The 23,129-nt window shown below is 68.6% G+C and carries 24 protein-coding genes and 1 riboswitch; of the genes, 14 read left to right on the plus strand and 10 right to left on the minus strand.

The window, feature by feature from the left end:
- The first annotated feature begins 7 nt into the window (after nucleotides 1-7).
- The 5 genes from cysD (at nucleotide 8) to ACM6LU_RS26835 (ending at nucleotide 4,019) form a co-directional block, all read left to right on the plus strand.
- Entirely contained in the window at nucleotides 8-958 is a 951-nt protein-coding gene (gene cysD / locus ACM6LU_RS26815) for a sulfate adenylyltransferase subunit CysD (protein ID WP_414940532.1), read from the plus strand.
- Nucleotides 958-2,220, plus strand: coding sequence for a sulfate adenylyltransferase subunit 1 (locus tag ACM6LU_RS26820; RefSeq protein ID WP_414940533.1), 1,263 nt, complete (start codon nucleotides 958-960; stop codon nucleotides 2,218-2,220). Before cysD ends, ACM6LU_RS26820 begins: the two co-directional genes overlap by 1 nt.
- Complete coding sequence (locus ACM6LU_RS26825) at nucleotides 2,217-2,966, plus strand: sirohydrochlorin chelatase (RefSeq protein ID WP_414940534.1); 750 nt, start codon at nucleotides 2,217-2,219, stop codon at nucleotides 2,964-2,966. The genes ACM6LU_RS26820 and ACM6LU_RS26825 overlap by 4 nt, the downstream gene beginning before the upstream one ends.
- A 28-nt stretch (nucleotides 2,967-2,994) precedes the next feature.
- Entirely contained in the window at nucleotides 2,995-3,171 is a 177-nt protein-coding gene (locus ACM6LU_RS26830) for a hypothetical protein (RefSeq protein ID WP_414940535.1), read from the plus strand.
- A 74-nt stretch (nucleotides 3,172-3,245) separates the two neighbouring features.
- Complete coding sequence (locus tag ACM6LU_RS26835) at nucleotides 3,246-4,019, plus strand: enoyl-CoA hydratase-related protein (protein ID WP_414940536.1); 774 nt, start codon at nucleotides 3,246-3,248, stop codon at nucleotides 4,017-4,019.
- Here the strand turns inward: ACM6LU_RS26835 and ACM6LU_RS26840 are convergent.
- From ACM6LU_RS26840 to ACM6LU_RS26850, 3 genes are read right to left on the minus strand one after another with little or no spacing between them, the layout of a single operon-like run.
- Nucleotides 4,016-4,375 carry a barstar family protein gene (locus tag ACM6LU_RS26840; RefSeq protein WP_414940537.1) on the minus strand — a complete coding sequence of 120 codons (360 nt, stop codon included), beginning with the start codon at nucleotides 4,373-4,375 and terminating at the stop codon, nucleotides 4,016-4,018. The two genes, ACM6LU_RS26835 and ACM6LU_RS26840, sit on opposite strands and share 4 nt — an antisense overlap.
- Nucleotides 4,372-4,851, minus strand: coding sequence for a ribonuclease domain-containing protein (locus ACM6LU_RS26845; RefSeq protein ID WP_414940538.1), 480 nt, complete (start codon nucleotides 4,849-4,851; stop codon nucleotides 4,372-4,374). Before ACM6LU_RS26845 ends, ACM6LU_RS26840 begins: the two co-directional genes overlap by 4 nt.
- Nucleotides 4,852-4,862: 11 nt before the next feature.
- A complete protein-coding gene (locus ACM6LU_RS26850) occupies nucleotides 4,863-5,066 on the minus strand; it encodes a hypothetical protein (RefSeq protein WP_409496266.1) in 204 nt (67 codons plus the stop codon).
- A gap of 60 nt (nucleotides 5,067-5,126) precedes the next feature.
- Between ACM6LU_RS26850 and ACM6LU_RS26855 the strand changes: the two genes are divergently transcribed.
- The 3 genes from ACM6LU_RS26855 to ACM6LU_RS26865 all read left to right on the plus strand — a co-directional run bounded on the left by ACM6LU_RS26855 (nucleotide 5,127) and on the right by ACM6LU_RS26865 (nucleotide 8,919).
- A complete protein-coding gene (locus ACM6LU_RS26855; RefSeq protein ID WP_414940539.1) occupies nucleotides 5,127-6,092 on the plus strand; it encodes a zinc-binding dehydrogenase in 966 nt (321 codons plus the stop codon).
- Nucleotides 6,093-6,265: 173 nt separating this feature from the next.
- The gene (locus ACM6LU_RS26860; RefSeq protein WP_414940540.1) at nucleotides 6,266-7,309 is read left to right on the plus strand and encodes an alpha/beta fold hydrolase; all 1,044 of its coding nucleotides are present in this window, start codon (nucleotides 6,266-6,268) and stop codon (nucleotides 7,307-7,309) included.
- Between the two features lie 134 nt (nucleotides 7,310-7,443).
- The gene (locus ACM6LU_RS26865; protein WP_414940541.1) at nucleotides 7,444-8,919 is read left to right on the plus strand and encodes an amino acid permease; all 1,476 of its coding nucleotides are present in this window, start codon (nucleotides 7,444-7,446) and stop codon (nucleotides 8,917-8,919) included.
- On the opposite strand, the gene ACM6LU_RS26870 is transcribed toward ACM6LU_RS26865, so the two are convergent.
- Nucleotides 8,894-9,943, minus strand: coding sequence for a nitronate monooxygenase (locus ACM6LU_RS26870; RefSeq protein ID WP_414940542.1), 1,050 nt, complete (start codon nucleotides 9,941-9,943; stop codon nucleotides 8,894-8,896). The two genes, ACM6LU_RS26865 and ACM6LU_RS26870, sit on opposite strands and share 26 nt — an antisense overlap.
- A 153-nt stretch (nucleotides 9,944-10,096) precedes the next feature.
- Here ACM6LU_RS26870 and ACM6LU_RS26875 point away from each other — a divergent pair, with 153 nt between their 5' ends.
- From ACM6LU_RS26875 to ACM6LU_RS26885, 3 genes are all read left to right on the plus strand, one after another.
- A complete protein-coding gene (locus tag ACM6LU_RS26875) occupies nucleotides 10,097-11,860 on the plus strand; it encodes a family 20 glycosylhydrolase (protein ID WP_414940543.1) in 1,764 nt (587 codons plus the stop codon).
- A gap of 331 nt (nucleotides 11,861-12,191) precedes the next feature.
- A complete protein-coding gene (locus ACM6LU_RS26880) occupies nucleotides 12,192-12,335 on the plus strand; it encodes a hypothetical protein (RefSeq protein WP_414940544.1) in 144 nt (47 codons plus the stop codon).
- Between the two features lie 20 nt (nucleotides 12,336-12,355).
- Complete coding sequence (locus tag ACM6LU_RS26885; RefSeq protein WP_414940545.1) at nucleotides 12,356-12,802, plus strand: pyridoxamine 5'-phosphate oxidase; 447 nt, start codon at nucleotides 12,356-12,358, stop codon at nucleotides 12,800-12,802.
- Nucleotides 12,803-12,853: 51 nt separating this feature from the next.
- On the opposite strand, the gene lepA is transcribed toward ACM6LU_RS26885, so the two are convergent.
- Nucleotides 12,854-14,692 carry a translation elongation factor 4 gene (gene lepA / locus ACM6LU_RS26890; RefSeq protein WP_414940547.1) on the minus strand — a complete coding sequence of 613 codons (1,839 nt, stop codon included), beginning with the start codon at nucleotides 14,690-14,692 and terminating at the stop codon, nucleotides 12,854-12,856.
- Between the two features lie 113 nt (nucleotides 14,693-14,805).
- On the opposite strand from lepA, the gene ACM6LU_RS26895 reads away from it, so the two are divergent.
- Nucleotides 14,806-15,393: a class I SAM-dependent methyltransferase gene (locus ACM6LU_RS26895; RefSeq protein ID WP_414940548.1), complete on the plus strand. Its 588-nt coding sequence runs from the start codon at nucleotides 14,806-14,808 to the stop codon at nucleotides 15,391-15,393.
- On the opposite strand, the gene ACM6LU_RS26900 is transcribed toward ACM6LU_RS26895, so the two are convergent.
- Both ACM6LU_RS26900 and ACM6LU_RS26905 read right to left on the minus strand, forming a co-directional pair.
- The gene (locus ACM6LU_RS26900) at nucleotides 15,390-15,764 is read right to left on the minus strand and encodes a VOC family protein (protein ID WP_414940549.1); all 375 of its coding nucleotides are present in this window, start codon (nucleotides 15,762-15,764) and stop codon (nucleotides 15,390-15,392) included. The genes ACM6LU_RS26895 and ACM6LU_RS26900 overlap by 4 nt on opposite strands.
- 23 nt (nucleotides 15,765-15,787) lie before the next feature.
- Complete coding sequence (locus tag ACM6LU_RS26905) at nucleotides 15,788-16,666, minus strand: EamA family transporter (RefSeq protein ID WP_414940550.1); 879 nt, start codon at nucleotides 16,664-16,666, stop codon at nucleotides 15,788-15,790.
- Between the two features lie 361 nt (nucleotides 16,667-17,027).
- Here ACM6LU_RS26905 and rpsT point away from each other — a divergent pair, with 361 nt between their 5' ends.
- Nucleotides 17,028-17,288: a 30S ribosomal protein S20 gene (rpsT, locus tag ACM6LU_RS26910; RefSeq protein WP_414940551.1), complete on the plus strand. Its 261-nt coding sequence runs from the start codon at nucleotides 17,028-17,030 to the stop codon at nucleotides 17,286-17,288.
- 52 nt (nucleotides 17,289-17,340) lie between these two features.
- Here the strand turns inward: rpsT and holA are convergent, their stop codons facing one another.
- Nucleotides 17,341-18,324, minus strand: coding sequence for a DNA polymerase III subunit delta (gene holA / locus ACM6LU_RS26915; RefSeq protein ID WP_414940552.1), 984 nt, complete (start codon nucleotides 18,322-18,324; stop codon nucleotides 17,341-17,343).
- Nucleotides 18,325-18,459: 135 nt separating this feature from the next.
- Nucleotides 18,460-18,592, plus strand: a riboswitch (SAM riboswitch).
- Nucleotides 18,593-18,603: 11 nt separating this feature from the next.
- Between holA and thrC the strand changes: the two genes are divergently transcribed.
- Nucleotides 18,604-19,869 (plus strand): threonine synthase, encoded by a 1,266-nt coding sequence (thrC, locus tag ACM6LU_RS26920; RefSeq protein ID WP_414940553.1) that lies wholly within the window; start codon nucleotides 18,604-18,606, stop codon nucleotides 19,867-19,869.
- A gap of 17 nt (nucleotides 19,870-19,886) precedes the next feature.
- Here thrC and ACM6LU_RS26925 read toward each other — a convergent pair whose 3' ends face one another.
- Together ACM6LU_RS26925 and ACM6LU_RS26930 are read right to left on the minus strand one after the other, a co-directional pair.
- Nucleotides 19,887-22,292 carry a ComEC/Rec2 family competence protein gene (locus ACM6LU_RS26925; protein ID WP_414940554.1) on the minus strand — a complete coding sequence of 802 codons (2,406 nt, stop codon included), beginning with the start codon at nucleotides 22,290-22,292 and terminating at the stop codon, nucleotides 19,887-19,889.
- Nucleotides 22,289-23,011 (minus strand): ComEA family DNA-binding protein, encoded by a 723-nt coding sequence (locus ACM6LU_RS26930; protein ID WP_414940555.1) that lies wholly within the window; start codon nucleotides 23,009-23,011, stop codon nucleotides 22,289-22,291. Before ACM6LU_RS26930 ends, ACM6LU_RS26925 begins: the two co-directional genes overlap by 4 nt.
- Nucleotides 23,012-23,129: the final 118 nt, after the last annotated feature.

A 23,129-nucleotide genomic window follows, 5' to 3' on the forward strand; every position in this document is an offset into this window, starting at 1 on the left:
GGACGACATGACCACGCTCGAACCGGCGGCAACTGTGGTTCCTGGGGGCACCCCCCAGGCCCCCCTGGCTACGGACAACCTGGCGGCGCTGGAATCCGAGGCGATCCACATCTTCCGCGAGGTGGCGGGCGAGTTCGACCGGCCGGTGATCCTGTTCTCCGGCGGCAAGGACTCGACGCTCCTGCTGCACCTGGCGATCAAAGCGTTCTGGCCCGCTCCGGTGCCGTTCCCGTTGCTGCACGTGGACACCGGGCACAACTTCGACGAGGTCATCGACTTCCGCGACCGCGTGGTCGAGCAGCACGGGCTCCGGCTGGTCGTGGCGAAGGTCCAGGACTGGATCGACGACGGCAGGCTCGAAGAGCGCGCCGACGGGATGCGCAACCCGCTGCAGACCACGCCGCTGCTCGACACGATCTCCGAGAACAAGTTCGACGCCGTCTTCGGCGGCGGACGCCGCGACGAGGAACGGGCGCGCGCCAAAGAGCGGATCTTCAGTCTCCGCAACGCTTTCGGCCAGTGGGAGCCGCGCAGGCAGCGCCCCGAACTGTGGAACCTCTACAACGGGCGGCATCGCCCCGGCGAGCAAGTCCGCGTCTTCCCACTGTCCAACTGGACCGAGGCGGACGTCTGGAACTACATCGCGCGGGAGAAGGTCGAACTGCCGTCGATCTACTACGCGCACCGGCGCGAGGTCTACCAGCGCGACGGCATGTGGCTGACCGAAGGCCCATGGGGCGGCCCGCGGCCGGGCGAGGACGTCAGCGAACTGACCGTGCGCTACCGGACCGTCGGCGACGGTTCGTGCACGGGCGCCATCGAATCGACCGCCGCCACGGTGGACGAGGTCATCGCCGAGGTCTCGGCCTCCCGGCTCACCGAACGCGGCGCCACCCGCGCCGACGACCGGATGTCGGAGGCGGCGATGGAAGACCGCAAACGTGAGGGGTACTTCTGATGTCCAGCCTTCTCCGGCTCGCGACCGCGGGCAGTGTGGACGACGGGAAGTCGACCCTGGTCGGGCGGCTCCTCTACGACACCAAGTCCGTCCTCGCCGACCAGCTGGACGCGGTCACCCGCGCCAGTGTCGACAAAGGACTGTCCACTCCGGACCTCTCACTGCTCGTGGACGGCCTGCGCTCGGAACGCGAGCAGGGCATCACGATCGATGTGGCGTACCGGTATTTCGCGACACCGCGGCGCAGCTTCGTGCTCGCTGACACGCCTGGCCACGTGCAGTACACGCGGAACACGGTGACCGGGGCGTCCACCGCGCAACTGGCCGTGCTGCTGGTCGACGCGCGCAAGGGCGTCATCGAGCAGACGCGGCGCCACGCCGCGGTCCTCGCGCTGCTGGGCGTTCCGCATCTGGTGCTGGCGGTGAACAAGATCGACCTCGTCGGCTACGACGAAGCGACATTCACCGTGATCGCCGAGGAGTTCGCGGAGCACGCCGCTTCCCTGGGCTACGAACGCGGTTCCGTGCTCGCGGTGCCGGTTTCGGCGTTGGAGGGCGACAACGTCGCGGAGAAGTCGGACAAGACTCCGTGGTACTCCGGCCCGACCCTGCTGGAGCACCTGGAAACCGTGCCGGTGGCGCCGGATCCGCACGATTCGCCTTTCCGGTTCCCGGTGCAGTACGTGATCCGGCCGCGTACGGCCGACCACCCCGACTATCGCGGGTACGCCGGGCAGATCGCGGCGGGCACCGTCCGTCCCGGCGACGAGATCGTCGTACTCCCGCAAGGCCTCCGCAGCCGGGTGGAGGGCATCGACACCGCCGACGGGCCGCTCGCCGAAGCCGGGGCGGGCGCCTCGGTGACGCTGTTGCTCGCGGACGACCTCGACATCTCGCGCGGGGATCTGATCGCCGCCGCCGACCGGCAGCCGGAAGTGACCGACGAGATCGCCGCGACCCTGTGCTGGCTCTCGGCCAAGGCGCTCAAACCGGGCGCCCGGGTGCTGGTGAAGCACGGCACGCGGACGGTGCAGGCCATCGTCGGCGAACTCCACGCCCGTTTCGACGAGCAGACGTTGTCCAGTGTGGACGAACCGGATTCGTTGGAGCTCAACGACATCGGCCAGGTCACCCTACGGCTGGCCGAGGCGATCGGCGTGGACGACTACGGTGTCAGCCCGCGGACGGGCGCGTTCCTGGTCATCGACCCGAAGGACGGCGACACCCTCGCCGCCGGACTCGTCGGCGAAAGGTTCGCATGACCCCAAGCCTCACTCCGCCACTGGTCGCCGTCGCACACGGCAGCCGCGACCCGCGGTCCGCCGCGACCATCCGGGCCCTGCTCGACGTTTCCCGCGGCCTGGCACCGGGCCTCGACATCCGAGAGTCCTTTTTGGACCTCTCGGAGCCGCTGCTGACCGACGCCCTGCGCGAGTTGTACGCCGAAGGTCATCGCGAGGTCGTCGTGGTGCCGTTGCTGCTCGGCGTGGCCTATCACGCCCGGGTCGACCTGCCCGCACTCGTCGCCGAGGTGACGGCGGAGTGCCCGGGCCTCGACGTGCGGGTTTCCGGGGTGCTGGGCATCGACCCGGTCGTCGAGACGGTCGCGCTGGACCGGCTCACCGAGGCGGGCGCCGACCTCGACGACCCGGAACTGGGCGTCCTTCTCGCCGGCGTCGGCTCGTCGAACGTCGCGGCCAACGACGCGGTCGCCGGCATCACCACCCGCTGGCACCTGCGGCGCGGGCTGCTCGCGACGCCCGCCTTCGCCGGCGCCGCCCAGCCGGACGTGCCCGCCGCCATCGCGCGGCTGCGGCTCAACGGCGCACGGCGGCTCGCGGTCGCGGGCTGGTTCCTCGCGCCGGGGCTGCTGCCGGACCGGATCGCGCGGCTGGCCCGTGAAGCCGACCCGTCGGTCATCGTCGCCGGACCGCTGGGCCCGGATCCGCGGATCGCCGGACTCGTCCTGGAACGCTACGACGTCGCCGCCGCCCGGCTCGCCGCCTGAGTAGCACGACTCACCGTCGTCTTCGCTTGTGAAGCGAAGCCCCCGCTCGCCCTTCAAGCTCAACCAGGACGCCGACGTCGCCGCCCCGGCTATCGTCGCGCCGGGTGCCGCGGGCGGCTCGACGTTCGGCACTATCGAAACGAAGCTGGCGGGCAGCAGCCACGGCGACCCGGGCCTGACCTTCACCACGACGACGATCGGCTGAACACGCCTGCGCCACCCTTTCGCGGGGTGGCGCAGGCCACTGCCCGGCCGGACCGCGTTGTGCGAAGGTGTGGCATGGCTGACGAACTGGTGCACTACGACGTGGTGGGCGGCACCGCCACGATCACCTTGGACTCCCCGCACAACCGCAACGCGCTCTCCGCCCAGCTGCGACGCGAGCTGAGCGAATCGCTGGACAAGGCGCAGGCGGACGACGCGATACGGGTCATCGTGCTCACCCACACCGGCCCGGTGTTCTGCGCCGGGATGGATCTCAAGGAAGCCCGCGGCGCCGGAGCGGGCGACCAGGGCGTCAACGAGTTCCCGAAGATCCTCGAGCAGCTGTGGACCAGCCCCAAGCCGGTCGTGGCGAAGCTGTCAGGCCCCGCGCGAGCGGGCGGGATCGGCATGGTGGCCGCGACCGACATCGCCGTCGCCGTGCACGAAGCGACTTTCGCCTTCTCCGAAGTGCGGATCGGCGTCGTACCCGCCGTCATCTCGCTGACCGTGCTGCCGCGGCTCAACGCCCGTGCCGCGCACGAGCTGTTCCTGACCGGCGACACCTTCGACGCGAAGCGCGCCGTCGACATCGGCCTGCTGAACTCGGCCGTCACCGCCGACGAACTCGACGGCGAGGTCGCCCGCTACGTCAAGGCCCTCGCCCTCGGCGGGCCGAAGGCGCTCGCGGCGACGAAGGAATTGCTCAGCAAGCCTCGCCCGGCAACCCCGAGCGAAGGCTTCGAGGCCATGAACAAGCTGTCCGCCGGGTTCTTCGCGAGCGAAGAGGGCCAGGAGGGCATCACGGCCTTCGCCCAGAAGCGCAAGCCGAACTGGGTTCCTGAGGCTTAAACAGGCAGCACGACGGTGAGGCGCCGGGAGTCCGATCGGTCACCGGTCGGCCCCAGCGCCCGCTGCGCGTCGGAAAGCACACTGCGGACGGCCAGGTACGCCTTCGGATCACGCTCCCTGAGCACCGAGGACTCGGACCAGATCAGCACGTGCTCACCAGGCGGCAGCCAGGACAGGTCGGTGAGGCAGTCGTAGAGCGCGTCGAGGTTCTTCCCGAAGTAGCCGGGGAAGGACAGCGCTTCCGCGATCGCGTCCAACGTCGAAGCCTTGTCGGTCGTCTTGCGGCCGTCGATCGGATGCGGATGCGCACCGCGCGCGACGGCTTTTTCCGCCTCACTCTTCTCGGCCGCGCTCATCGGTCGGCGTCCACTACGACGAAGGACTTGTAGTGGTCACCGGTGTAGTACAGCTCCTTGCCGGTGCCGGTCACCAGCCGCCTGGCCCCGCGATCCTGGCTGCCCGGCGTTTTGACCGTGTACTCCCGGTAGTAGCCGGAATCCTTGGCGGGCAGGACCTTCTCCCGGTTCTGGAAGGTGACGTCGTCGTTGCGCGGATACGGGTACGGCCCGCCAGCCTTGATGAGCTTCCAGGTGTCGGAGGCCTGCGGGGGAAGTCCCGTGAGCGGTTTGACCGGGAGACCCGACTCCTCGCCCGCGACCTTGCCCTGGTTCACCTCGGTCCCGCCCGGCTTTCCGGCCGCGCTGGACGAACTCGCCGGAGCCGAAGTGCTCTTCGTGTCGTCACCGCTGATGCCGTCCTTGACGAACCAGCCGGCGAGCACCAGCACGATCAGCCCGATCAGGGCGGCGGTGATCCGCCTACGGTTGAACATGGTTCGCCAGCTTAGGATGGCCGGTCGGAGTCGTTCGCATCGCGGGCCGCGCCGAAGAGCCGGGCGACCTTGCCGAAGACCGTGTCGAGCAACCAGGCCGCGACCAGGCACAGCGGCACGACGACCGCCATGACCAGCACGAACTGCACGGGAAACGGGGCCTGCGCGAGCCACAGCTCGACGCCGTCCCACCAGTCAGCAAGCCCGTTGAACACAAGTGTGACCCTACGCGCGCACCTGCTGCCACCGTCGGTCAGGCCAGGTAGGTTGCTGACATGTTCGCCGTTTACGCTTCCGAACCCAACGCCGAAAAGCCGCTGGACTCGCTCGTGATCGGCGAGCGACCCGAACCCGAGGTGCCCGAAGGCTGGGTGCGGGTCAACGTCAAGGCCGCCAGCCTCAACATGCACGACCTGTGGACACTGCGCGGTGTCGGCATCAAACCCGAGCAGTTCCCGATGATCCTGGGCTGCGACGGAGCGGGCACCCTCGACGACGGCACCGAGGTCGTCCTCCACTCCGTGATCAACGCCCCCGGCTGGCAGGGCGACGACACCCTCGACCCGAAGCGCAGCCTGTTGACCGAGAAACACCAGGGCAGCTTCGCCGAGCAGGTCGTCGTCCCGGCGCGCAACGTCGTTCCGAAACCGGCGGGCCTGACCTTCGCGGAAGCCTCGACGATGGGTACGGCCTGGCTGACCGCCTACCGGATGCTGTTCGTGAAGTCCGGGCTGCGACCGGGGCAGACGATGCTCGTCCAGGGCGCCTCCGGCGGCGTCTCGACCGCCCTCGTGCAGCTCGGGCGCGCGGCCGGATTCCGGGTTTGGGTGACGGGGCGTAGCGAAGAAAAGCGTGCGCTGGCCGAAAATTTGGGCGCACATCAGACCTTTGAGTCCGGCGCGCGGCTGCCGGAACGAGTCGACGCGGTTTTCGAGACCGTCGGGAAGGCGACCTGGTCGCACTCGGTGAAGTCGCTCAAACCCGGCGGGATCATCGTCGTTTCGGGCTCGACCAGCGGACCGGACGCTCACGCGGAGTTGCAGCGCGTGTTCTTTCTGCAACTGCGTATCGCGGGTTCGACGATGGGGACCAGGGAGGAATTGACCGATCTCCTCGCTTATCTGGAGCTCACCGGGGTTCGACCGCAGATCGGCGCGGAATTGCCGTTCCCGGAAGCGGAAACCGGGTTTAAGAACATGCTCGACGGGGAAACATCGGGCAAGGTGGTCTTCACGCATTGATCGGAGGGGTGGGTTCTCCCCCTTGTCGTGATCAAGCACGCACATGAGCGCCTATCTCCGCAGGTCAAACCGTCATTTTACGGCCTTGTCAAGTGTCAAGAACGTTATGACTCGGCGAGCTTTCACGACCAAAGTTCGACCCAAGTCCGACCTCTCGTGGTTAATCTGGATTCATGACCGCATCGCAGCGGCCCGAACCGGCGGACCCGGGGGGCCGGACCACCACCGAAACCGACCCGATCCGCGTCTCTTCCCGGCGCTATGCCGGTGTCCGCACCAGAGTGCTCGAAGTCGGGCCGCAGCCAGTGGAATCCACTGACCGGGCGCCCCGCAGGATGCTCGGCAAGCGGACGGCCGCGCGCGGGCACGCCAAGCCCACGGCGCCGAGACTGGTGCTGCTCCACGGCTACTGCGACAGCGCCGACACCTGGCGCCCGGTGCTGGAACTGCTCGCGACCGCCGGAATTCCGGCGGTCGCGGTCGACCTGCCGGGCTTCGGTGACGCACAACCACTGCGGCCGGGCCCGATGCTGCCGCAGCTGGACGCCTTCGCCGCGGCCGTGATCAAGGAACAGGCCGTTCTCGGCACGGTGGTGCTCGCGGGTAACTCGCTCGGCGGCACGATGAGCCTGCGCGCCGCGGAGAACCACCGGCTGCCGGTCGCGGGCGTGGTGTCGATCGCCGCTCCCGGTTTCGTGGACAGCTGGCTGATCCGGACCATGGCGCGCTATCCGCTGCCGCTGCGGATGTATTCGGCGTTGCCGCTGCCGATCCCCGGTTTCGTCGTCCGCGCGGTCGCCGAGCAGGTGGTACCCCGGCTGCTGTACGCCAACGCCACCGCCGCGGACGCCGCCCAGGTACGCCGGTTCACGTCGCTGTTCCCGGATTACCGCTCTACCACCACCCGGCTCGAACAGGCGAGGCAACTCGTCGAAGAACTCGTGGACGCGTACCGGCTCGAACAGGTCCGAGTTCCGCTCCTGGTGGTCGTCTGCGGCAAGGACAAGCTGGTCAGCGCCGCCTCCGGACGGCAGCTGCACGCGCTGGTCCCGCACAGCAGGCTGATGGTGCGCGAGGACTGGGGCCACTGCCCGCAGCTGGACGACCCCATCGAGATCTCGGAGCTGCTGACCTACTTCTCCGCCGGCGCGGCCAGGCCGTCGAAGATCGCCTCTCGTGTGGCGGCCGAAGTGAGCGAGGACACCGTCGCCGGATAGGTGCGATGGCTCGTCTCCCGCTACGTCCGTCCATGCCCCCACCACCACCCTCAACGGAGCCGCTTCGCGACACTTGCCTAGTCTCCACTCGGACTGTGACCCAGTCCGAAGGGCACAACTGTTGGGAGACGACGATGTCCACACCGCGCAGCCTGGGCTCGGGGTCCGGGGTATTCCGCCGCAAACCGATCGACCAGATCCAAGAACTAAGTGACGGCGGCGGGCTTCAGCGCACGCTGGGCCTGCGCCAGCTGACCGCGATCGGCGTCGGCGGCATCATCGGCGCGGGAATCTTTTCCCTGGCCGGCGCGGTCGCGAACAAGACGGCCGGACCCGCCGTGCTCATCTCGTTCCTCATCGCGGGTATCGCCAGCGCGGCCGCCGCGTTCTCCTACGCCGAGTTCGCCGGGCTGATCCCCCGCGCCGGATCCGCCTACACCTACGGGTACACCGTGCTCGGCGAGATCGTCGGCTGGTTCATCGGCTGGGACCTGCTGCTGGAGTACACCGCGATCGTGGCGGTGGTCGCGATCGGCATCTCCGGCTATTTCAACGAGCTACTCGGCTACCTCGACATCGACCTCCCGACGTGGATGCTGGGCGCGCCGGGCACCGAAAAGGCAGGCGTCGAACCGGGGTCCTACAAGATCAACCTGTTCGCCGTGCTGCTGTGCCTGCTGATCGCCTTCATCCTCAACCAGGGCATGAAGAACGCGGCCCGGTTCGAAACGCTGCTGGTCTACCTTAAGGTCGGTCTGGTCCTGCTGGTGATCGTCGTCGGCGTCTTCCACATCAACACCGACAACTACTCGAACTTCTTCCCGTTCGGCCTCAGCGGCGCGTTCACCGGTGCGGCGACAGTGTTCTTCGCGGTCTTCGGCTACGACGCGATGTCCACCGCCGCCGAAGAGTCGACCGACTCCCAGAAGCACATGCCGAAGGCGATCCTCTACTCGCTCGCCATCTCGATGGTGCTCTACGTGCTGGCCTGCCTGGTCCTGACCGGGATGGTCAACTACAAGGACATCGACAGCGAAGCCGCCTTCTCCAGCGCCTTCGCCGGTGTCGGGATGAAGTGGCTCGGCCTGATCATCGCGGTCGGCGCGATCATCGGTATCACCACGGTGCTGTTCACCTTCCTCATGGGCGCGAGCCGGGTCGGCTATTCGATGAGCCGCGACGGCCTGCTGCCCAAGTGGTTCGGCAAGACCCACCCGGTGCGCAAGGTGCCGAACCGGATGACCTGGGTGCTCGGCATCGCGTCGGCGATCATCGCCGGGCTGCTGCCCATCGGCGAGGCCGCGGAACTGACGAACATCGGCATCCTGCTCGCGTTCGTCGTCGTCTGCATCGCGGTGATCGTGCTGCGCTACAAGCAGCCGGACCTGCCGCGTACGTTCAAGACCCCGGGCATGCCGGTCGTGCCGATCATCGGCATCGTCTTCTCGATCTGGCTGATCACGTTCCTGAACCCGGAAACCTGGCTTCGGTTCGCGGCCTGGTTCGTCGTCGGCCTGTTGATCTACTTCGCCTACAGCCGCCGTCACTCCGCGATGAACGCGAATAATGGTGACGCGAAACAGGTCAGCGGAGACGACTCAAACGCGTAGCGGCTTCGCGGGCTTCGGCCTGGAGGCGTTCGATGATCGACGCCGCCGGGCCGGAGCCCGCGAGTTCGTAGGTCTGCCCCGCGTAGAGAGACATCACTTCGGGGTCCCCTGCCTTTCCCGCGGCCGCGCGGATCGGCTTGGTCAAGTTGTTGACCTCCGGATACGCCGACGGCGCCGTGGCCGAGAAGTCCGCGACCGCACGATTGACCAGCGAGCGGGCGGGACGTCCACTGAACGCCCTGGTGAACGCGGTCGGCCTGCCGCCGTCCGCCAGCGCCTTCCGGTGCGCCGGCTGCGTCCCGGCCTCGTCCGCCAGCAAGAACGCGGTGCCCAGCTGCGCCGCGACGGCACCCGCCGCCAGCACCGCGGCGATGTCGGCGCCATGCACGAGCCCTCCGGTCGCGACAAGCGGCAAGTCCGTCCGCGCCGAGACCAGCCGAAGCAGGCTGAGTACGCCGTACTGTCCTCCCCCGCCTTCGGCTCCGGGCTCGTCAGCGAAGATCCCTCGATGCGCTCCGGCTTCGAATCCCTGGACCACGAGGGCGTCCGCACCGACCGCGACGGCCTGATCGGCCTCAGCCGGACTGGTGACGGTGACGGCCACGTTGCTCCCGTTGGCGTGCAGGCGTTCGACGTCCTCAGGTGAAGGCGTGCCGAAGGTGAAGGACACCACCGGTACCTTCCGCTCCAGGGCGACAGCGAGTTTCGCGGCGTACGCGTCGTCGTCCCAGCGAGGCTCGCCGGGCTCGACGCCGTAGCGTGCGGCCTCCGCGCGCCAGCGCTCGATGTGTTCACCGAGATCCGCCGACGCGGCGCCACCCGGGACGAACAGGTTCACGCCGAAGGGCTCGCCGGTCAGCTCGGCCGTTTCTCCCATCCGGTCCGCGAGGGCATCAGCGCTCAGGTAGCCACCCGCCAAAAAGCCGAAACCACCCGCCGCGGTCACCGCGGCCACCAGCTCGGGAGTGGTCGGCCCGCCCGCCATCGGAGCCACTATCACCGGGAAACGCAGGTCTTCGAACACGATTCCGACGATAGTCCCCTCGCGGCGGCACGGAATGTGACCTTCGAGTCACTCCAAGACTTCTCGCTGATGGTCTAGACCTTTCACGCCGAAAATGCGACGATCGCTCCAGTCGTGACGTGGGTCACGTCCCCCTGTCTCCTGGAGGCCACGGTGAAGACCTTGAGAAAGCGGCTGGGCCGCGCCTTCGTCGGGGTGGCGCTGCTCGCCGGCGCCACCACCGCAGCAGCCCCCGTCGCCGACGCCACCACCCCGAAACTGCAGGCGATCGTCCCCGTTCCGGTCTCGGCCCAAGCCGTCACCGGCTCGGATCACTCCCTGACCGCGAACACCAAGATCTACACCCAGGCCGGTTCGGCGCCCGCCAAGGCGGTCGGCGACTACCTCGCCGAAGTGCTGCGCAAGTCCACCGGCTTCGCCCTGCCCGTTTCGGACGCGCCGGCGGGCACCCCCGCCGACGGCATCTCACTCCTGTTGTCCGGCGCTGACGCGCGGGTCGGCGACCAGGGCTACCAGTTGAGCTCGAGGTCTGCTTCGGTCATCCTGCGCGCGTCCACGGCACAAGGCCTCTTCGGCGGCGTCCAGACGCTGCGACAGTTGCTGCCCGGCAAGATCGAGAGCGCCACCGTGCAGCAGGGCCCCTGGACGATCCCGGGCGCCGACGTCCTTGACTATCCGCGGTTCGGCTATCGCGGCGCGATGCTCGACGTCGCTCGGCACTTCCACCCGGTCGCGAGCGTCAAGCGGTACATCGACCAGTTGGCGCAGTACAAGATCAACAACCTGCACCTGCACTTGGCCGACGACCAGGGCTGGCGGATCCAGATCGACAGCTGGCCACGCCTGACCACCTACGGCGGAAGCACTCAGGTCGGTGGCGGCGCCGGCGGCTACTACACCAAGGCGCAGTACTCCGAGATCGTGAACTACGCGGCTTCGCGGTTCATCACGGTCATCCCGGAGATCGACATGCCCGGACACACCAACGCCGCCCAAGCGTCATACGCCGAACTGAACTGCAACAACACCGCTCCCCCGCTGCGTACCGACACCGCGGTCGGGTATAGCTCGCTGTGCATCTCGAAGGAGATCACGTACACCTTCGTCGCCGACGTCATCCGGGAGGTCACCGCGCTGACCCCCGGCCCGTACTTCCATCTCGGCGGTGACGAGGCCCAAGCCACCACCGACGCGGACTACCGCGCCTTCATGAACCGCGTACTGCCGATGGTGGCCGCCAACGGCAAGCAGGTCGTCGGCTGGCACGAAATCGGCAAGGCCACCCTGCCCGCCACGGCGACCCCGCAGTTCTGGGGCACGACGACGTCCAGCACCGAGGTCTCGAACGCCGTCGCCCGCGGCAGCAAGGTGATCCTGTCGCCGGCGAACAAGGCGTACCTGGACATGAAGTACAACTCCAGCTCGCCGATCGGACTCTCGTGGGCGGGCTACATCGAGGTACAGGACGCCTACAACTGGAACCCGGGCGCTTACCTCTCCGGGGTGCCGGAATCGGCCGTCCGCGGCGTCGAATCCCCGCTGTGGACCGAAACCGTGGTGACCCCGGCGAACATCGACTACCTGGCCTTCCCGCGGCTCCCGGCGCATGCCGAACTCGGCTGGTCTCCCTGGTCGACCCACGACTGGAACGCCTTCCGGGTACGCCTCGGCGCACAGGCCCCGCGCTGGCAGGCGCAGGGCATCGGCTACTACGCGTCGAGCCAGGTGCCTTGGGAAACGGGATCCGGCAACCCGGGCACCTGTTCGCTCCCGGCGTGGGACCGCGCGTCCGTCTACACCGGCGGGGCCACTGTCTCCCACAACGGGCACAAATGGGCGGCACAGTGGTGGACGCAGGGCGAAGAACCCGGCGCGGGCGGCCAATGGGGCGTCTGGCGCGACAACGGCACCTGCTGAGCCCGGGCCCGGGCCGGTGAGTATTCTCCGATCCTCACTGGCCCGGTCCCTCTTCCTCCTAAGCTTTGCGGCATGGGGCGCAAACGGCCATCGGCACCTGGTCGCCCCCTGGTTTTCGTAATTCCGTTCTTGACTCTCTGGCTGGCGGCGGGCTGCGGGACGGCGATGCCCGTCCTCTCACAGCGGCCGTCCGGGATTCGAGTCCGTGAAGAAGGCCGGTTCTTCCTCCGACGGCACATCCCCTGGGGAGACATCTCGAAGTTCATCATGATCTCGAAGGCTGAAGACCTCGGGCCGAACTTCCTCACGGGTGCCGACGAAATTCCAAGGCATGGGGAAGGAATCGCCCTTCGCCTCCGGCTCGGGAACCAGCGAGGAGAATCCCGGTTTCTACTGGCAGCCGAATCAGGAGTTCGACGCCACCGTCGCCGCCCTCCGGACCGCCTTGGCCGCTCGCCGGGCCGCGAACGGCTGACCGAGCGCTACGGTGGCTCCATGGCCACTGATCTCGAACTCGTTCGCACTCTTTCCTTACGCGAAAACGGACTCGCGACCGTCTCGACGGTCCGCGCGGACGGCACCGTGCACTCGTCGGTGGTGAACGCCGGGGTGATCGAAGACCCGGTCACGAAAGCACCCGGGGTCGGTTTCGTCGCCGTGGGCGGGGCGCAGAAACTAGACCTTTTCCGCCGGGCGGGCCACGCCACGATCACCTTCCGCCGCGGCTGGGAATGGGCAGCGGTCCAGGGCACCGTCCACCTCATCGGCCCGGACGACCCGGACCCGGACTTCGACCCGAGCGGACTCCCCGGGCTGCTGCGCGAGGTGTTCGTCGCGGCGACCGGGACCCACGACGACTGGGACGAGTACGACCGTGTGATGGCCGCCGAACGCCGCGTGGCCGTCTTCGTCACGGCGAACCGCATCAGCGGGAATCGCTGACACGAAAAAGGCTGCCCGGTAACGCTCCGGGCGGCCTTTCGCGAGTAGTACCTACTTCTTCTTGCCGCTGTCCTCGGTGGACAATGCGGCGACGAAGGCCTCCTGCGGAACCTCGACCCGGCCGACGGTCTTCATCCGCTTCTTGCCTTCCTTCTGCTTTTCCAGCAGCTTGCGCTTACGCGAGATGTCACCGCCGTAGCACTTCGCGAGCACGTCCTTGCGGATCGCGCGAATGGTCTCGCGGGCGATGATGCGGGCCCCGATGGCGGCCTGGATCGGCACCTCGAAGTTCTGCCGCGGGATCAGCTCCCGGAGCCGGTTCACCATGCGGTTGCCGTAGTTGTAGGCGTCGTCCTTGTGCACGATCGCGGAGAACGCGTCGACACCCTCGCCCTGAAGCAGGATGTCCACCTTGACCAGGTCCGCCGCCTGCGAGCCCGCCTCTTCGTAGTCCAGCGACGCGTAGCCGCGCGTACGCGACTTCAGCGTGTCGAAGAAGTCGAAGATGATCTCACCCAGCGGCAGGTTGTACCGCAGTTCGACCCGGTCCTCGGACAGGTAATCCATGCCGAGCAGGGAACCGCGCTTGTTCTGGCACAGTTCCATGATCGTGCCGATGAACTCCGACGGCGCCAGGATGCTCACCTTGCTGACCGGCTCGAGCACCTTGTCGATCTTGTTCCCGGTCGGCCAGTCCGACGGGTTGGTCACGTGGATTTCCTTGCCGTCGTCGAGGACGACGTCGTAGACCACGTTGGGCGCGGTGGAGATCAGGTCGAGGCCGAACTCGCGCTCCAGCCGGTCGCGCGTGATCTCCAGGTGCAGCAGGCCGAGGAAACCGCAGCGGAAGCCGAAGCCGAGCGCGACGGACGTCTCCGGCTCGTAGTCCAGCGCGGCGTCGTTGAGCTGAAGCTTGTCCAGCGCCTCACGCAGCTCGGGGTAGTCCGAACCGTCCACCGGATACAGGCCGGAGTAGACCATCGGCTTCGGCTCGCGGTAGCCCGCGAGGGCCTCCTTCGCACCGTTGCGCTCGGAGGTCACGGTGTCGCCGACCTTGGACTGACGGACGTCCTTCACGCCGGTGATCAGGTAGCCGACCTCGCCGACACCGAGCCCCTTGCTGACCTTGGGCTCGGGCGAGATGATCCCGACCTCGAGGAGTTCGTGGGTGGCGCCGGTGGACATCATCTTGATCCGCTCGCGCGGGGTGATCTTGCCGTCGACGACCCTGATGTAGGTCACGACACCCCGGTAGGTGTCATACACCGAGTCGAAGATCATCGCCCTTGCCGGAGCGTCCGCGTCGCCCTGCGGGGCGGGCACCTGCTTCACGACCGCGTCGAGGAGCTCCCCGACCCCGACGCCGGTCTTCGCGGACACCCGCAGCACGTCCGACGGCTCGCAGCCGATGATGTGGGCGATCTCCGCGGCGTACTTGTCCGGGTCGGCGGACGGCAGGTCGATCTTGTTGAGCACCGGGATGACCTGGAGGTTGTTCTCCAGCGCGAGGTACAGGTTCGCGAGTGTCTGCGCCTCGATCCCCTGCGCGGCGTCGACCAGCAGAACCGCCCCTTCACACGCTTCGAGCGCGCGAGAGACCTCGTAGGTGAAGTCGACGTGGCCGGGGGTGTCGATCATGTGCAGGACGTGGTCCTGACCGTCGACCTTCCAGGGCAGGCGCACGTTCTGCGCCTTGATGGTGATCCCGCGTTCCCGCTCGATGTCCATCCGGTCGAGGTACTGAGCCCGCATGGCCCGTTCCTCGACCACGCCGGTGAGCTGCAGCATCCGGTCGGCCAGGGTCGACTTGCCGTGGTCGATGTGCGCGATGATGCAGAAGTTCCGGATGAGCTCCGGGGGCGTGAAGGTCGTGTCGGCGAACGTCGTCAACGGGTTTCCTCGCGAAGGTCGGGGTGTGCCAGCTCTATGGTCCCATGCCGCTCCGGGTGCGAGTGGGGGTCATCCCCGATGCGGCCTGTGTCACGCTGTGGTGCCCTCGAAGTATGAGTAATTCACTGACCCAGATGCTCGAGAACACGTTCGGCCATCCCAGGGGACTGCTCGGCCGGTTCGGTGGCCTGGCGATGGCGCACGGCAACGCTGCCACCGAACTTCGCGTCGTCGGACTGGCGTCGATCGAGTCCGGCGAAACAGCCCTCATCGTGGGCCCTGGCCCCGGTGTCGGCCTGGAGGCCGCGGCCGAACACGCGGGCCGGGTGATCGGCGTCGACCCGTCCCCCGAGATGCTCGCCCGCTCCCGCCGCCGGTGCGGCGACAAGGTCGAGCTGCGGCGCGGCACCGCGGACTCCACGGGTGAGCCGGACGAAGGTGTCGACGTGATCCTGACCGTCAACAACGTGCAGCTGTGGGAGAACCGGGCGGCCGGGTTCGACGAACTGTTCCGCGTGCTGCGGCCGGGCGGCAGGCTGCTGCTCTCCGCGCACGAGAAGTGGCTGCCGGTGTCCCGGCACGAGCTGGCCGACGAAGCGGCCGCGGCCGGCTTCACCGACTTACAGACCTGGACCTGGGACCCGCCGGGCTTCGGCGCCTCACTCGCCGCTCAGCTCCGCGCGGTCAAACCCGCCGCTTAGCGCGGGTCGGTGCGCAACGGATGCCCCCGCGGTACCTCGACCAGCACGATCCTGGTGCCGTCCGGATCCGCGATCCACGCTTCGTCCAGACCCCAGGGTTCACGACGCGCTCCGCGGACGGGTTCCAACCCCTTCGCGGCGAGTTCCTCGAGCGCCGCGGGCAGGTCCCGGACCTGGAGCCACAAGCCGACGTCGGGGGTCGGGCCGGTCTTCCCGGTACCGACGATCTCGATCGACCCGTTCCCGGCGAAGAACACCGTCCCGCCGGGGAACTCTTTGTCGATCGCCAGGCCAAGAGTGTCCCGATAGAACGCCGTCGACACGTCGAGGTCCTCCGGGTGGATCAGCACCCTGCTGCTCAGCACGTCCATGGATCAATCCCTACCGGATGGGTTCAGGCCATCGCAATCGCGGCGATGCCCGCCAGCACCACCGCCGACCCGGCCAGCCTGCGGGCGGCGTTCGACTCACCCAGGACCAGCCAGGCGGCCAGGCCGCCCAAAACGATGCTCAGCTCCCGCGCGGGTGCGACGAGGCTCACCGGGGCGATCTGGAGGGCGTAGAGGATCAGCAGGTAGGCGACCGGCGAGAGCAGGCCGACGATGAAGACTTCGCGCTTGTGCTCACGCCAGAGCCACGAGACCTCTTCGCGGTCCTTCAGCGCGTACGGCGTCATGAGCAGGCTCTGCACGATCGCGCCGGTTCCGAAGTAGACGATCAGCGGGACACCGAGACCGGTGACCGAATGCGCGTCCCACAGCGTGTAGGCGGCGATCGTGAGCCCGGTCAGGAGCCCGTACCCCACGCCTTTGCGGCGAGCGACACGGTCCGCGGCGTCGGCGTGGGCAGGTGCTCGCCCGGTACCGATGACCAGCACCCCGGCGACCACGAGGAACGCGCCCACCAGCCCGAGTGGCCCCGGCCGCTCACCGAGCAGCACGACGGCCGCGAGCACCGAGATCAACGGCCCGGTACCGCGGGCGACGGGATACACGACGGACAGATCCCCGACTGCGTAACCCCGCTGGAGGACGACCCCGTAAGTGACGTGGAACACGGCGGTGACCGCGGCCGCGAGCAGCCACGTCCACTGTGGACGTTGCGGCTCCACGGCCAGTGAGACCGCCATGGCGGGAGCGAGTAGGACCGCGGAGAGGCTGTAGTAGGCCCAGACGAACCGGGCTCCGCCGCGACGGATTCGTTTGGCGGCCAGGTTCCAGCCCGCGTGGATGACGGCGGCGGTGATGACGAGGGACAGGGCGGTGACGTTCACTACGGACCTTTCATGTTTTCCGCGCACACGGAAAACATCGGTCCTCCAGGCTTTTGTCCCGTCAGATGAACGGTGGCGCCTCCAGCCCCGCCGATGGTGCCGCTCGGACCTGTCCCACCTGCCCTGATTGTGTGTTTCGCTGAACGGGCAGGCGACGGAACCCTAGGCACTACGCTCATCACCGTACCCCGAACACTCGTCCGGAGGCGGCCGCGATCCACCCTCGGACGACTGTTAAGCTTGCCCCTTCATCGCTGTGTGGCATTCCGTCATGGAGGAAACCCGCGCCGCTTTCACGAGCGCGCAGGGCCGGTCACAGCGCGGCGGTGAAACCACCGAGAGATTCAAGAGGAGCGCCCCCGTGGCCAACATCAAGTCGCAGATCAAGCGCATCACCACCAACGAGAAGGCGCGTCAGCGCAACCAGGCGATCCGGTCCTCGGTGAAGACCGCGATCCGCAAGTTCCGCGAGGCCGCCGACTCCGGCGACAAGGCCAAGGCGCTGGAACTGCAGAAAGACGCGGCCAAGAAGCTGGACAAGGCCGTGACCAAGGGCGTTCTCCACGCCAACCAGGCCGCCAACAAGAAGTCCTCGCTCGCGAAGCGCGCGAACTCTCTCTGATCGGCTTTCGAAGGGCCCCGGCGACGCGAGTCGCCGGGGCCCTTCGCCATGTTCAGCGGCTTGTGCCGTGGGCGGCGACGACTTCCAGGATGGCGCGTTCCAGTGCGTACTCCGGGTCTGCCGCGACACCCTTGACTTCGGCATTGAGCCGGGCGACGACCCGCATCGCGGTGGCGAGACCGTCCTGCCCCCAGCCGCGGGCCTGCCCCTGCGCCTTGCGCACCTTCCACGGCGGCATCCCCAGCTCACCCGCCATCTGGTTCGGGTTCCCGCGACCGGCGCCGGACACCCGCGCGATCGTCCGGACGGCGTCGGCGAGAGCGTCCGCGACCAGCACGTACGGAACACCCAGCTGCATCGCCCAGCGCAGCGACTCCAAAGCCGCCGCCATGTCCCCGGCGACGGCCTTCTCGGCGACAGCGAACCCGTTCACGTCCGCGCGGCCCCGGTGGTAGCGGCGGACCGCCTGCTCGTCGACCGTTCCCCCGGCGTCCGCGACGAGCTGTGTCGCGGCCGACGACAATTCGCGCAGATCCGAGCCGACGGCGTCGATCAACGCGAGCACGGCGGCACCGTCGATTTTCCCGCCGACCCGGCGGACCTCGTTACGGACAAAGGATTCCCGCTCGGCGGGCTTGGTCAGTTTCGGGCACTCGACGACCTCCGCCCCGGCCTTCTTCAAGGCCGCGGGAAGCGCCTTCGCAGCCTTGCTCCGACCGCCTCCGCTGTGCACGACGACGAGCACGATGCCGTCGGCGGGCGCCTTGACGTAAGCCATCACCCCGTCGGCGAGCTCCTGCGAGATGTCATGCGCGGATTCGAGGACGATCACCCTGTCCTCGGCGAACAGCGAGGGGCTGACCATCTCCGCGAGCGCGGGGACTGTGAGGTCCGACACCCTGATCCGGGTGAGGTCCGCCGTCGGATCGGCCGCTTTGGCCGCGTCCGAAGCGCCGCGGACGGCGCGTTCGATCAGCAGCTCTTCCTCACCGAGAACCAGGACCAGCGGCGATGGGGCGGAAGCTTGCGTCGTCACGGTGACGATCCTGCCACTCCTCCTCTCGTGTGCTTTGTCCGGTGATGTGTTCCGGGCACGGTGGCCCCACGCGAGGCCCATGTCGTACGGTGTTGGCGAGGCGACGCGATGACACGCGTGCCGACAATCGAATACCGCTCATCCAGAGGGGCAGAGGGAACGGCCCGATGAAGCCCCGGCAACCGGCGTCAGCCTGTCATCCCGCGATCGCGGGATAGCTGACGAACACGGTGCCAATTCCGGCCCGCCACGGCGGGGCAGATGAGGAAGGACCTCGCGATGACCGCAACCCTCGGCACGACCTCCACCACCAAGACCCCGGATCTCGGACCCGCCGTCGAACTGGTGTCGAAGGAAGAGGGACACCGGCAGCCGCTCGCCCCCGAGTTCGTTTCCGCGGAGGACTTCTCGCCGCTCGAGGTCGCCTACGACTTCGGCCGCGTGCGCCGCGAGGACATCGAAGCCGGGCCGAAAAACATCTGGCGCTACAAGAAGCTCCTTCCCGTTCCCTCGAACGTCGAAGAAATCCCCAACACCGAACCCGGCGCCACCCGGCTCATCCAGGCCGACAGGCTCGCGAAGGCGTTGGGCGTCAAGAAGGTCTGGGTCAAGGACGACACCGGCAACCCGACCCACTCGTTCAAGGACCGCGTGGTCGCCGTCGCGCTGGCCGCCGCACGCGAGTTCGGGTTCGACGTGCTCGCCTGTCCGTCGACCGGTAACCTGGCCAACGCGGTCGCCGCCGCGGCCGCCCGCGCCGGCTGGCGGTCGGTCGTGCTGATCCCGAAGACCCTCGAGCGCGCCAAGATCCTCACCACCGCCGTGTACGACGGTGACCTGATCGCGGTCGACGGCAACTACGACGATGTGAACCGGCTCGCCACCCAGCTCGCCGCCGAGCAGGAAAGCTGGGCGTTCGTCAACGTGAACGTCCGGCCCTACTACTCGGAAGGCTCCAAGACACTGGCCTTCGAGGTCGCCGAGCAGCTCGGCTGGCGGCTTCCCTCTCAGATCGTGGTGCCGATCGCCTCCGGTTCCCAGCTCACCAAGGTGGACAAGGGTTTCCGCGAGTTCGGACAGCTCGGCCTCGTCGACGAAACGCCGTACAAGGTGTTCGGCGCGCAGGCCACCGGCTGCTCCCCCGTCTCGGCGGCGTTCCGCGCGGGCCGCGACGTCGTCCAGCCGGTCAAGCCGGACACGATCGCCCGGTCGCTGGCGATCGGCAACCCGGCCGACGGCCCGTATGTCCTCGACGTGGTCAAGCGCACCGGTGGCTCGATCGAAGACGTCAGCGACGAAGAGGTCGTCGAAGGTATCCGGCTGCTCGCCCGCACCGAAGGCGTCTTCACCGAGACCGCCGGTGGGGTCACCGTGGCGACGGCCAAGAAGCTCATCGAGACCGGCAAACTCAACCCGGACGAGGAGATCGTCCTGCTGATCACCGGTGACGGCCTCAAGACGCTCGACGCCGTCGAGGACAAAATCGGCCCGAAAGCGACCGTCAGCGCGTCGGCCGACGCGGTCCGCGAGGCACTCGGCATCTGAGTTCCCGCCGGCCCGCCTCAAGAACGAGGCGGGCCGCGGGGCTCACCCCTGCGCACCAAGGCGAGGCCTCGCGCGTCGGCGACGACCGCGGTGTCGCCGTCCGTGTCCGTTCTGGCGATCGAGGCACCGACAGCCGTCAGGTTGTCCAAAGTGGACTTGTTCGGGTGACCATAGGTGTTTCCGGCACCGACACTCACCAACGCGGCCCGTGGCGCGACGGCGTTGAGGAAATCCGGTGCCGTGTAACGGCTTCCGTGGTGCGGAACCTTCAGGATCTCGGCACGCAGATCGGTTCCCTCGGCCATCAGGTCCGCCTGCGCGGCGAGTTCGACGTCGCCGGTCAGCAGTAACCGGCCCGCCGGCGTCCCGGCCCGCAGGACGACGGAGCCGTTGTTGATCACCGTGCCATCTTGTTCGAGGACCGATCGTCGAGTGACATACCGCGGCCCGAGTACCTCTAGCGACAGCCCCGGCCAGTCCAGCCGTTGCCCGATCCCCAGTTCCAGCAAGGGAATTCCACGACGCGCGGTCTCGTCGGCGACCTTCCGCCACGCCCACGCGGGAGCCCGGCCCGGGCCGACGGCGACCGCACCGACCGACCTGCCCTCGAAAACGGATTCGAGACCGCCGATGTGGTCGGCGTGCAGATGGCTCAGCACGATCAACGGCACACGGTCCACCCCGAGCCTGCTCAGGCATTCGTCGACCGGTCCCGGTTCCGGCCCGGTGTCGACCAGGACCGCCCTCCCCGGCTCGGCCGTGGCGAGGACGACGGCGTCGCCCTGTCCGACATCGCAGGTGACAGCGCTCCACGAAGCCGGTGGCCACGCCGGGGCCAGCACCCGCACCGGCACGAAGACGAGGAGTCCGCCCGCCAAGGCGACCGCCAGCAGGATCCTGGTGTGACGCAGCCGGACGGTGACGAGCAGGACGACGAGCAGACCGGCTGCCAAAAGCCCGCCCCACCAGCCATCCGGCCAGTCCACGACCGCTCCCGGCGCGCGAGCGCCGTGGCGGGCAACGGTGATGAGCCAACTCGCCTCGGGTTCGGTCAGCCGGACCAACAGCCTGCCCGCCGACGGCCACCACGGTCCGACGACGGTGGCGAGCACGCCGAACACGGTGGCCGGGGCGACCACCGGGGCGGCGAGCACATTGGTCACCACCGAGACGAGACTGACCGCTCCCGCCATACCCGCGATGACCGGTGCCGTCATTACGAACGCGGCCAGCGGGACGGCCAGTCCCTCGGCGTAGCCGGACGGCACACCGCGGGCGACCAGCCACTCGGCCCACCGCGGGGCCAACAGGACCAGCCCCGCCGTGGCCAGCACCGAAAGGGCGAATCCAAAGTCGGCGGCCATCGCGGGATCGGCCACGACGAGCCCCGCCACCGCGAAGGCCATCGCGGGCAGCGCCGACCCCTTGCGCCCCAGGGCGAGCGCCAGCAACCCGACCGCCCCCATCACCCCGGCGCGGAGCACGCTGGGCGCGGGCCCGGCGAGGACCACGAAACCGGCGAGCCCCGCGGCGGCCGCGGCGGCGGACGTCCGCGGCCCGACCCGGAGCGCCCTCAGCAGAAGAAGGATCGAGCCGCAGACGATCGCCACATTCCCACCGCTCACGGCCATCAGATGGGACATGCCGGAGTCCGTGAACTCACGTTCGACCCTCGGGGACAACGTGCTCGTGTCCCCCACGACCAGTCCGGGCACGAGACCGGCCTGTTCCTCCGGGAGGACGGCGCACAGGCCCCGGAGCCCGGTGCGCAGCGATTCCGCGGCTCGCTGCCACCAGGGCGCCGGCCCGAGGGCTGACGGCGGTCCGCGCACCGAGAGGACCGCGACCGTGAGTTCGGCACCCTTGGCAGGCGCGAGCCGCCCGGAGGCGGTGACCTGCTGCCCGGGCAGCAGGTCCGCCCATCCCTCCGCGGGAGCGAGCAGGAGGATCCGGCCTGCCGAATCCACCGCCCGCTCATCGGCCACCACGGCGTCCACCGTCGCGGCGACGACCACCAGGCGGGTGCCTGCCTGGCGATCGGCGTATCCGGCGCCGCGGACCGGACGTGGCCGCTCGGTGACCACCACCCTCATGGTGGCCTCACTCCCCCGTACGGCGGCGGCACGGAGGTCGTCATGCTCGGCGGCCCGGATCCGCAGCGCCACCGGGCCCGCGGTGAGCACGCCGAGGACCGCCAGCGCACCCAGGCCCGCCACCCACCGGGACGCCTTCCGGTGGGCACGGACTCCGGCGGCGATCGCGAGCACCACGGCGGCCGCACCGCAGAGCATCGTGATCCACCAGCCGCCGAGCAGCCCGGAAAGGGTGCCCAGCCAGGCCGTCGCCGCGGCCGGTACGAGCCGCAGGTCCTGACCTCGCCACGACCCGGTGTCCACTTCGGACGGATCGGCGGACGGGTTCATCCGACGGACACCAACTCCCGGACTTTCTTGAATTTAGCTTCGCCGATCCCTTCTACGTCACGGAGTTGCTCGACCGTGGTGAACCCGCCGTGCCCGGACCGCCAGTCGACGATGCGTTTGGCCATCACTTCGCCGACCCCGGGCAGGGTGTCGAGTTGCTCGGCCGTGGCCGTGTTCAGGTCGAGCTTTCCCGGTGGTGTCCCAGGGCCCGCCGCGGCGGGCCCTGGGACACCGACGGCCACCTGTTCGCCGTCGGTGAGCCGCCTGGCCAGGTTCAGCCCGGTCAGATCCGTTCCGGGCTGTGCCCCACCGGCCGCCGTGAGGGCATCGGCGACCCGTGCGCCCGAAGGGATCGTGACCAGGCCTGGGTTGACCACCCGGCCGACGACGCTGACCACCAGAGGCGCCTTGGCCGCCGCGGCGGGGGCGTCTCCGGCGGCCTTGGCCGACGGCAGGGGCGGAAGGGGCTCCGCCCCTGGCCGGTGTCCGAACAAAGTGATCGCGCCTGCCACGATCACGGCCATCGCGATGACCACGGCCACCACGGCGAACCACCGCCGTTTCACCGGTATCCCGTCCGCCGTGAACCGGGCGGGCACCCAGCGGCGCACGAGCCTGCCCGCGGGCGGGCCCTGGGTGGGTGGCGACAGCTGCGCGGCCAGCCACGCCAGCCTGGCGTTGACGGAGGAACCCGATGATCGGGCGGTTTGGTCGAACACGTGAACGACGCTACGGAGCGGGGGTGGCGGGCGGCAGTGGTGAATCCCGGGGCTGTGGACAAGTGGGGTGTTGTGGACAACTCGGCGACGGCCGGAGCCGCGTCACCGGGTTCTGTCA

Origin of the sequence: Amycolatopsis sp. cmx-11-51 (genome assembly GCF_047608665.1) — a bacterium.
Lineage (GTDB): Bacteria > Actinomycetota > Actinomycetes > Mycobacteriales > Pseudonocardiaceae > Amycolatopsis.

Excerpts from the sequence above, each read along its gene's own strand:
- cysD (WP_414940532.1), top strand. The coding sequence starts at position 8 with ATGACCACGCTCGAACCGGCGGCAACTGTGGTTCCTGGGGGCACCCCC.
- ACM6LU_RS26820 (WP_414940533.1), top strand. The coding sequence starts at position 958 with ATGTCCAGCCTTCTCCGGCTCGCGACCGCGGGCAGTGTGGACGACGGG.
- ACM6LU_RS26825 (WP_414940534.1), top strand. The coding sequence starts at position 2,217 with ATGACCCCAAGCCTCACTCCGCCACTGGTCGCCGTCGCACACGGCAGC.
- ACM6LU_RS26835 (WP_414940536.1), top strand. The coding sequence starts at position 3,246 with ATGGCTGACGAACTGGTGCACTACGACGTGGTGGGCGGCACCGCCACG.
- ACM6LU_RS26840 (WP_414940537.1), bottom strand. The coding sequence starts at position 4,375 with ATGAGCGCGGCCGAGAAGAGTGAGGCGGAAAAAGCCGTCGCGCGCGGT.
- ACM6LU_RS26845 (WP_414940538.1), bottom strand. The coding sequence starts at position 4,851 with ATGTTCAACCGTAGGCGGATCACCGCCGCCCTGATCGGGCTGATCGTG.
- ACM6LU_RS26855 (WP_414940539.1), top strand. The coding sequence starts at position 5,127 with ATGTTCGCCGTTTACGCTTCCGAACCCAACGCCGAAAAGCCGCTGGAC.
- ACM6LU_RS26860 (WP_414940540.1), top strand. The coding sequence starts at position 6,266 with ATGACCGCATCGCAGCGGCCCGAACCGGCGGACCCGGGGGGCCGGACC.
- ACM6LU_RS26865 (WP_414940541.1), top strand. The coding sequence starts at position 7,444 with ATGTCCACACCGCGCAGCCTGGGCTCGGGGTCCGGGGTATTCCGCCGC.
- ACM6LU_RS26880 (WP_414940544.1), top strand. The coding sequence starts at position 12,192 with ATGGGGAAGGAATCGCCCTTCGCCTCCGGCTCGGGAACCAGCGAGGAG.
- ACM6LU_RS26885 (WP_414940545.1), top strand. The coding sequence starts at position 12,356 with ATGGCCACTGATCTCGAACTCGTTCGCACTCTTTCCTTACGCGAAAAC.
- ACM6LU_RS26895 (WP_414940548.1), top strand. The coding sequence starts at position 14,806 with ATGAGTAATTCACTGACCCAGATGCTCGAGAACACGTTCGGCCATCCC.
- ACM6LU_RS26900 (WP_414940549.1), bottom strand. The coding sequence starts at position 15,764 with ATGGACGTGCTGAGCAGCAGGGTGCTGATCCACCCGGAGGACCTCGAC.
- thrC (WP_414940553.1), top strand. The coding sequence starts at position 18,604 with ATGACCGCAACCCTCGGCACGACCTCCACCACCAAGACCCCGGATCTC.
- ACM6LU_RS26925 (WP_414940554.1), bottom strand. The coding sequence starts at position 22,292 with ATGAACCCGTCCGCCGATCCGTCCGAAGTGGACACCGGGTCGTGGCGA.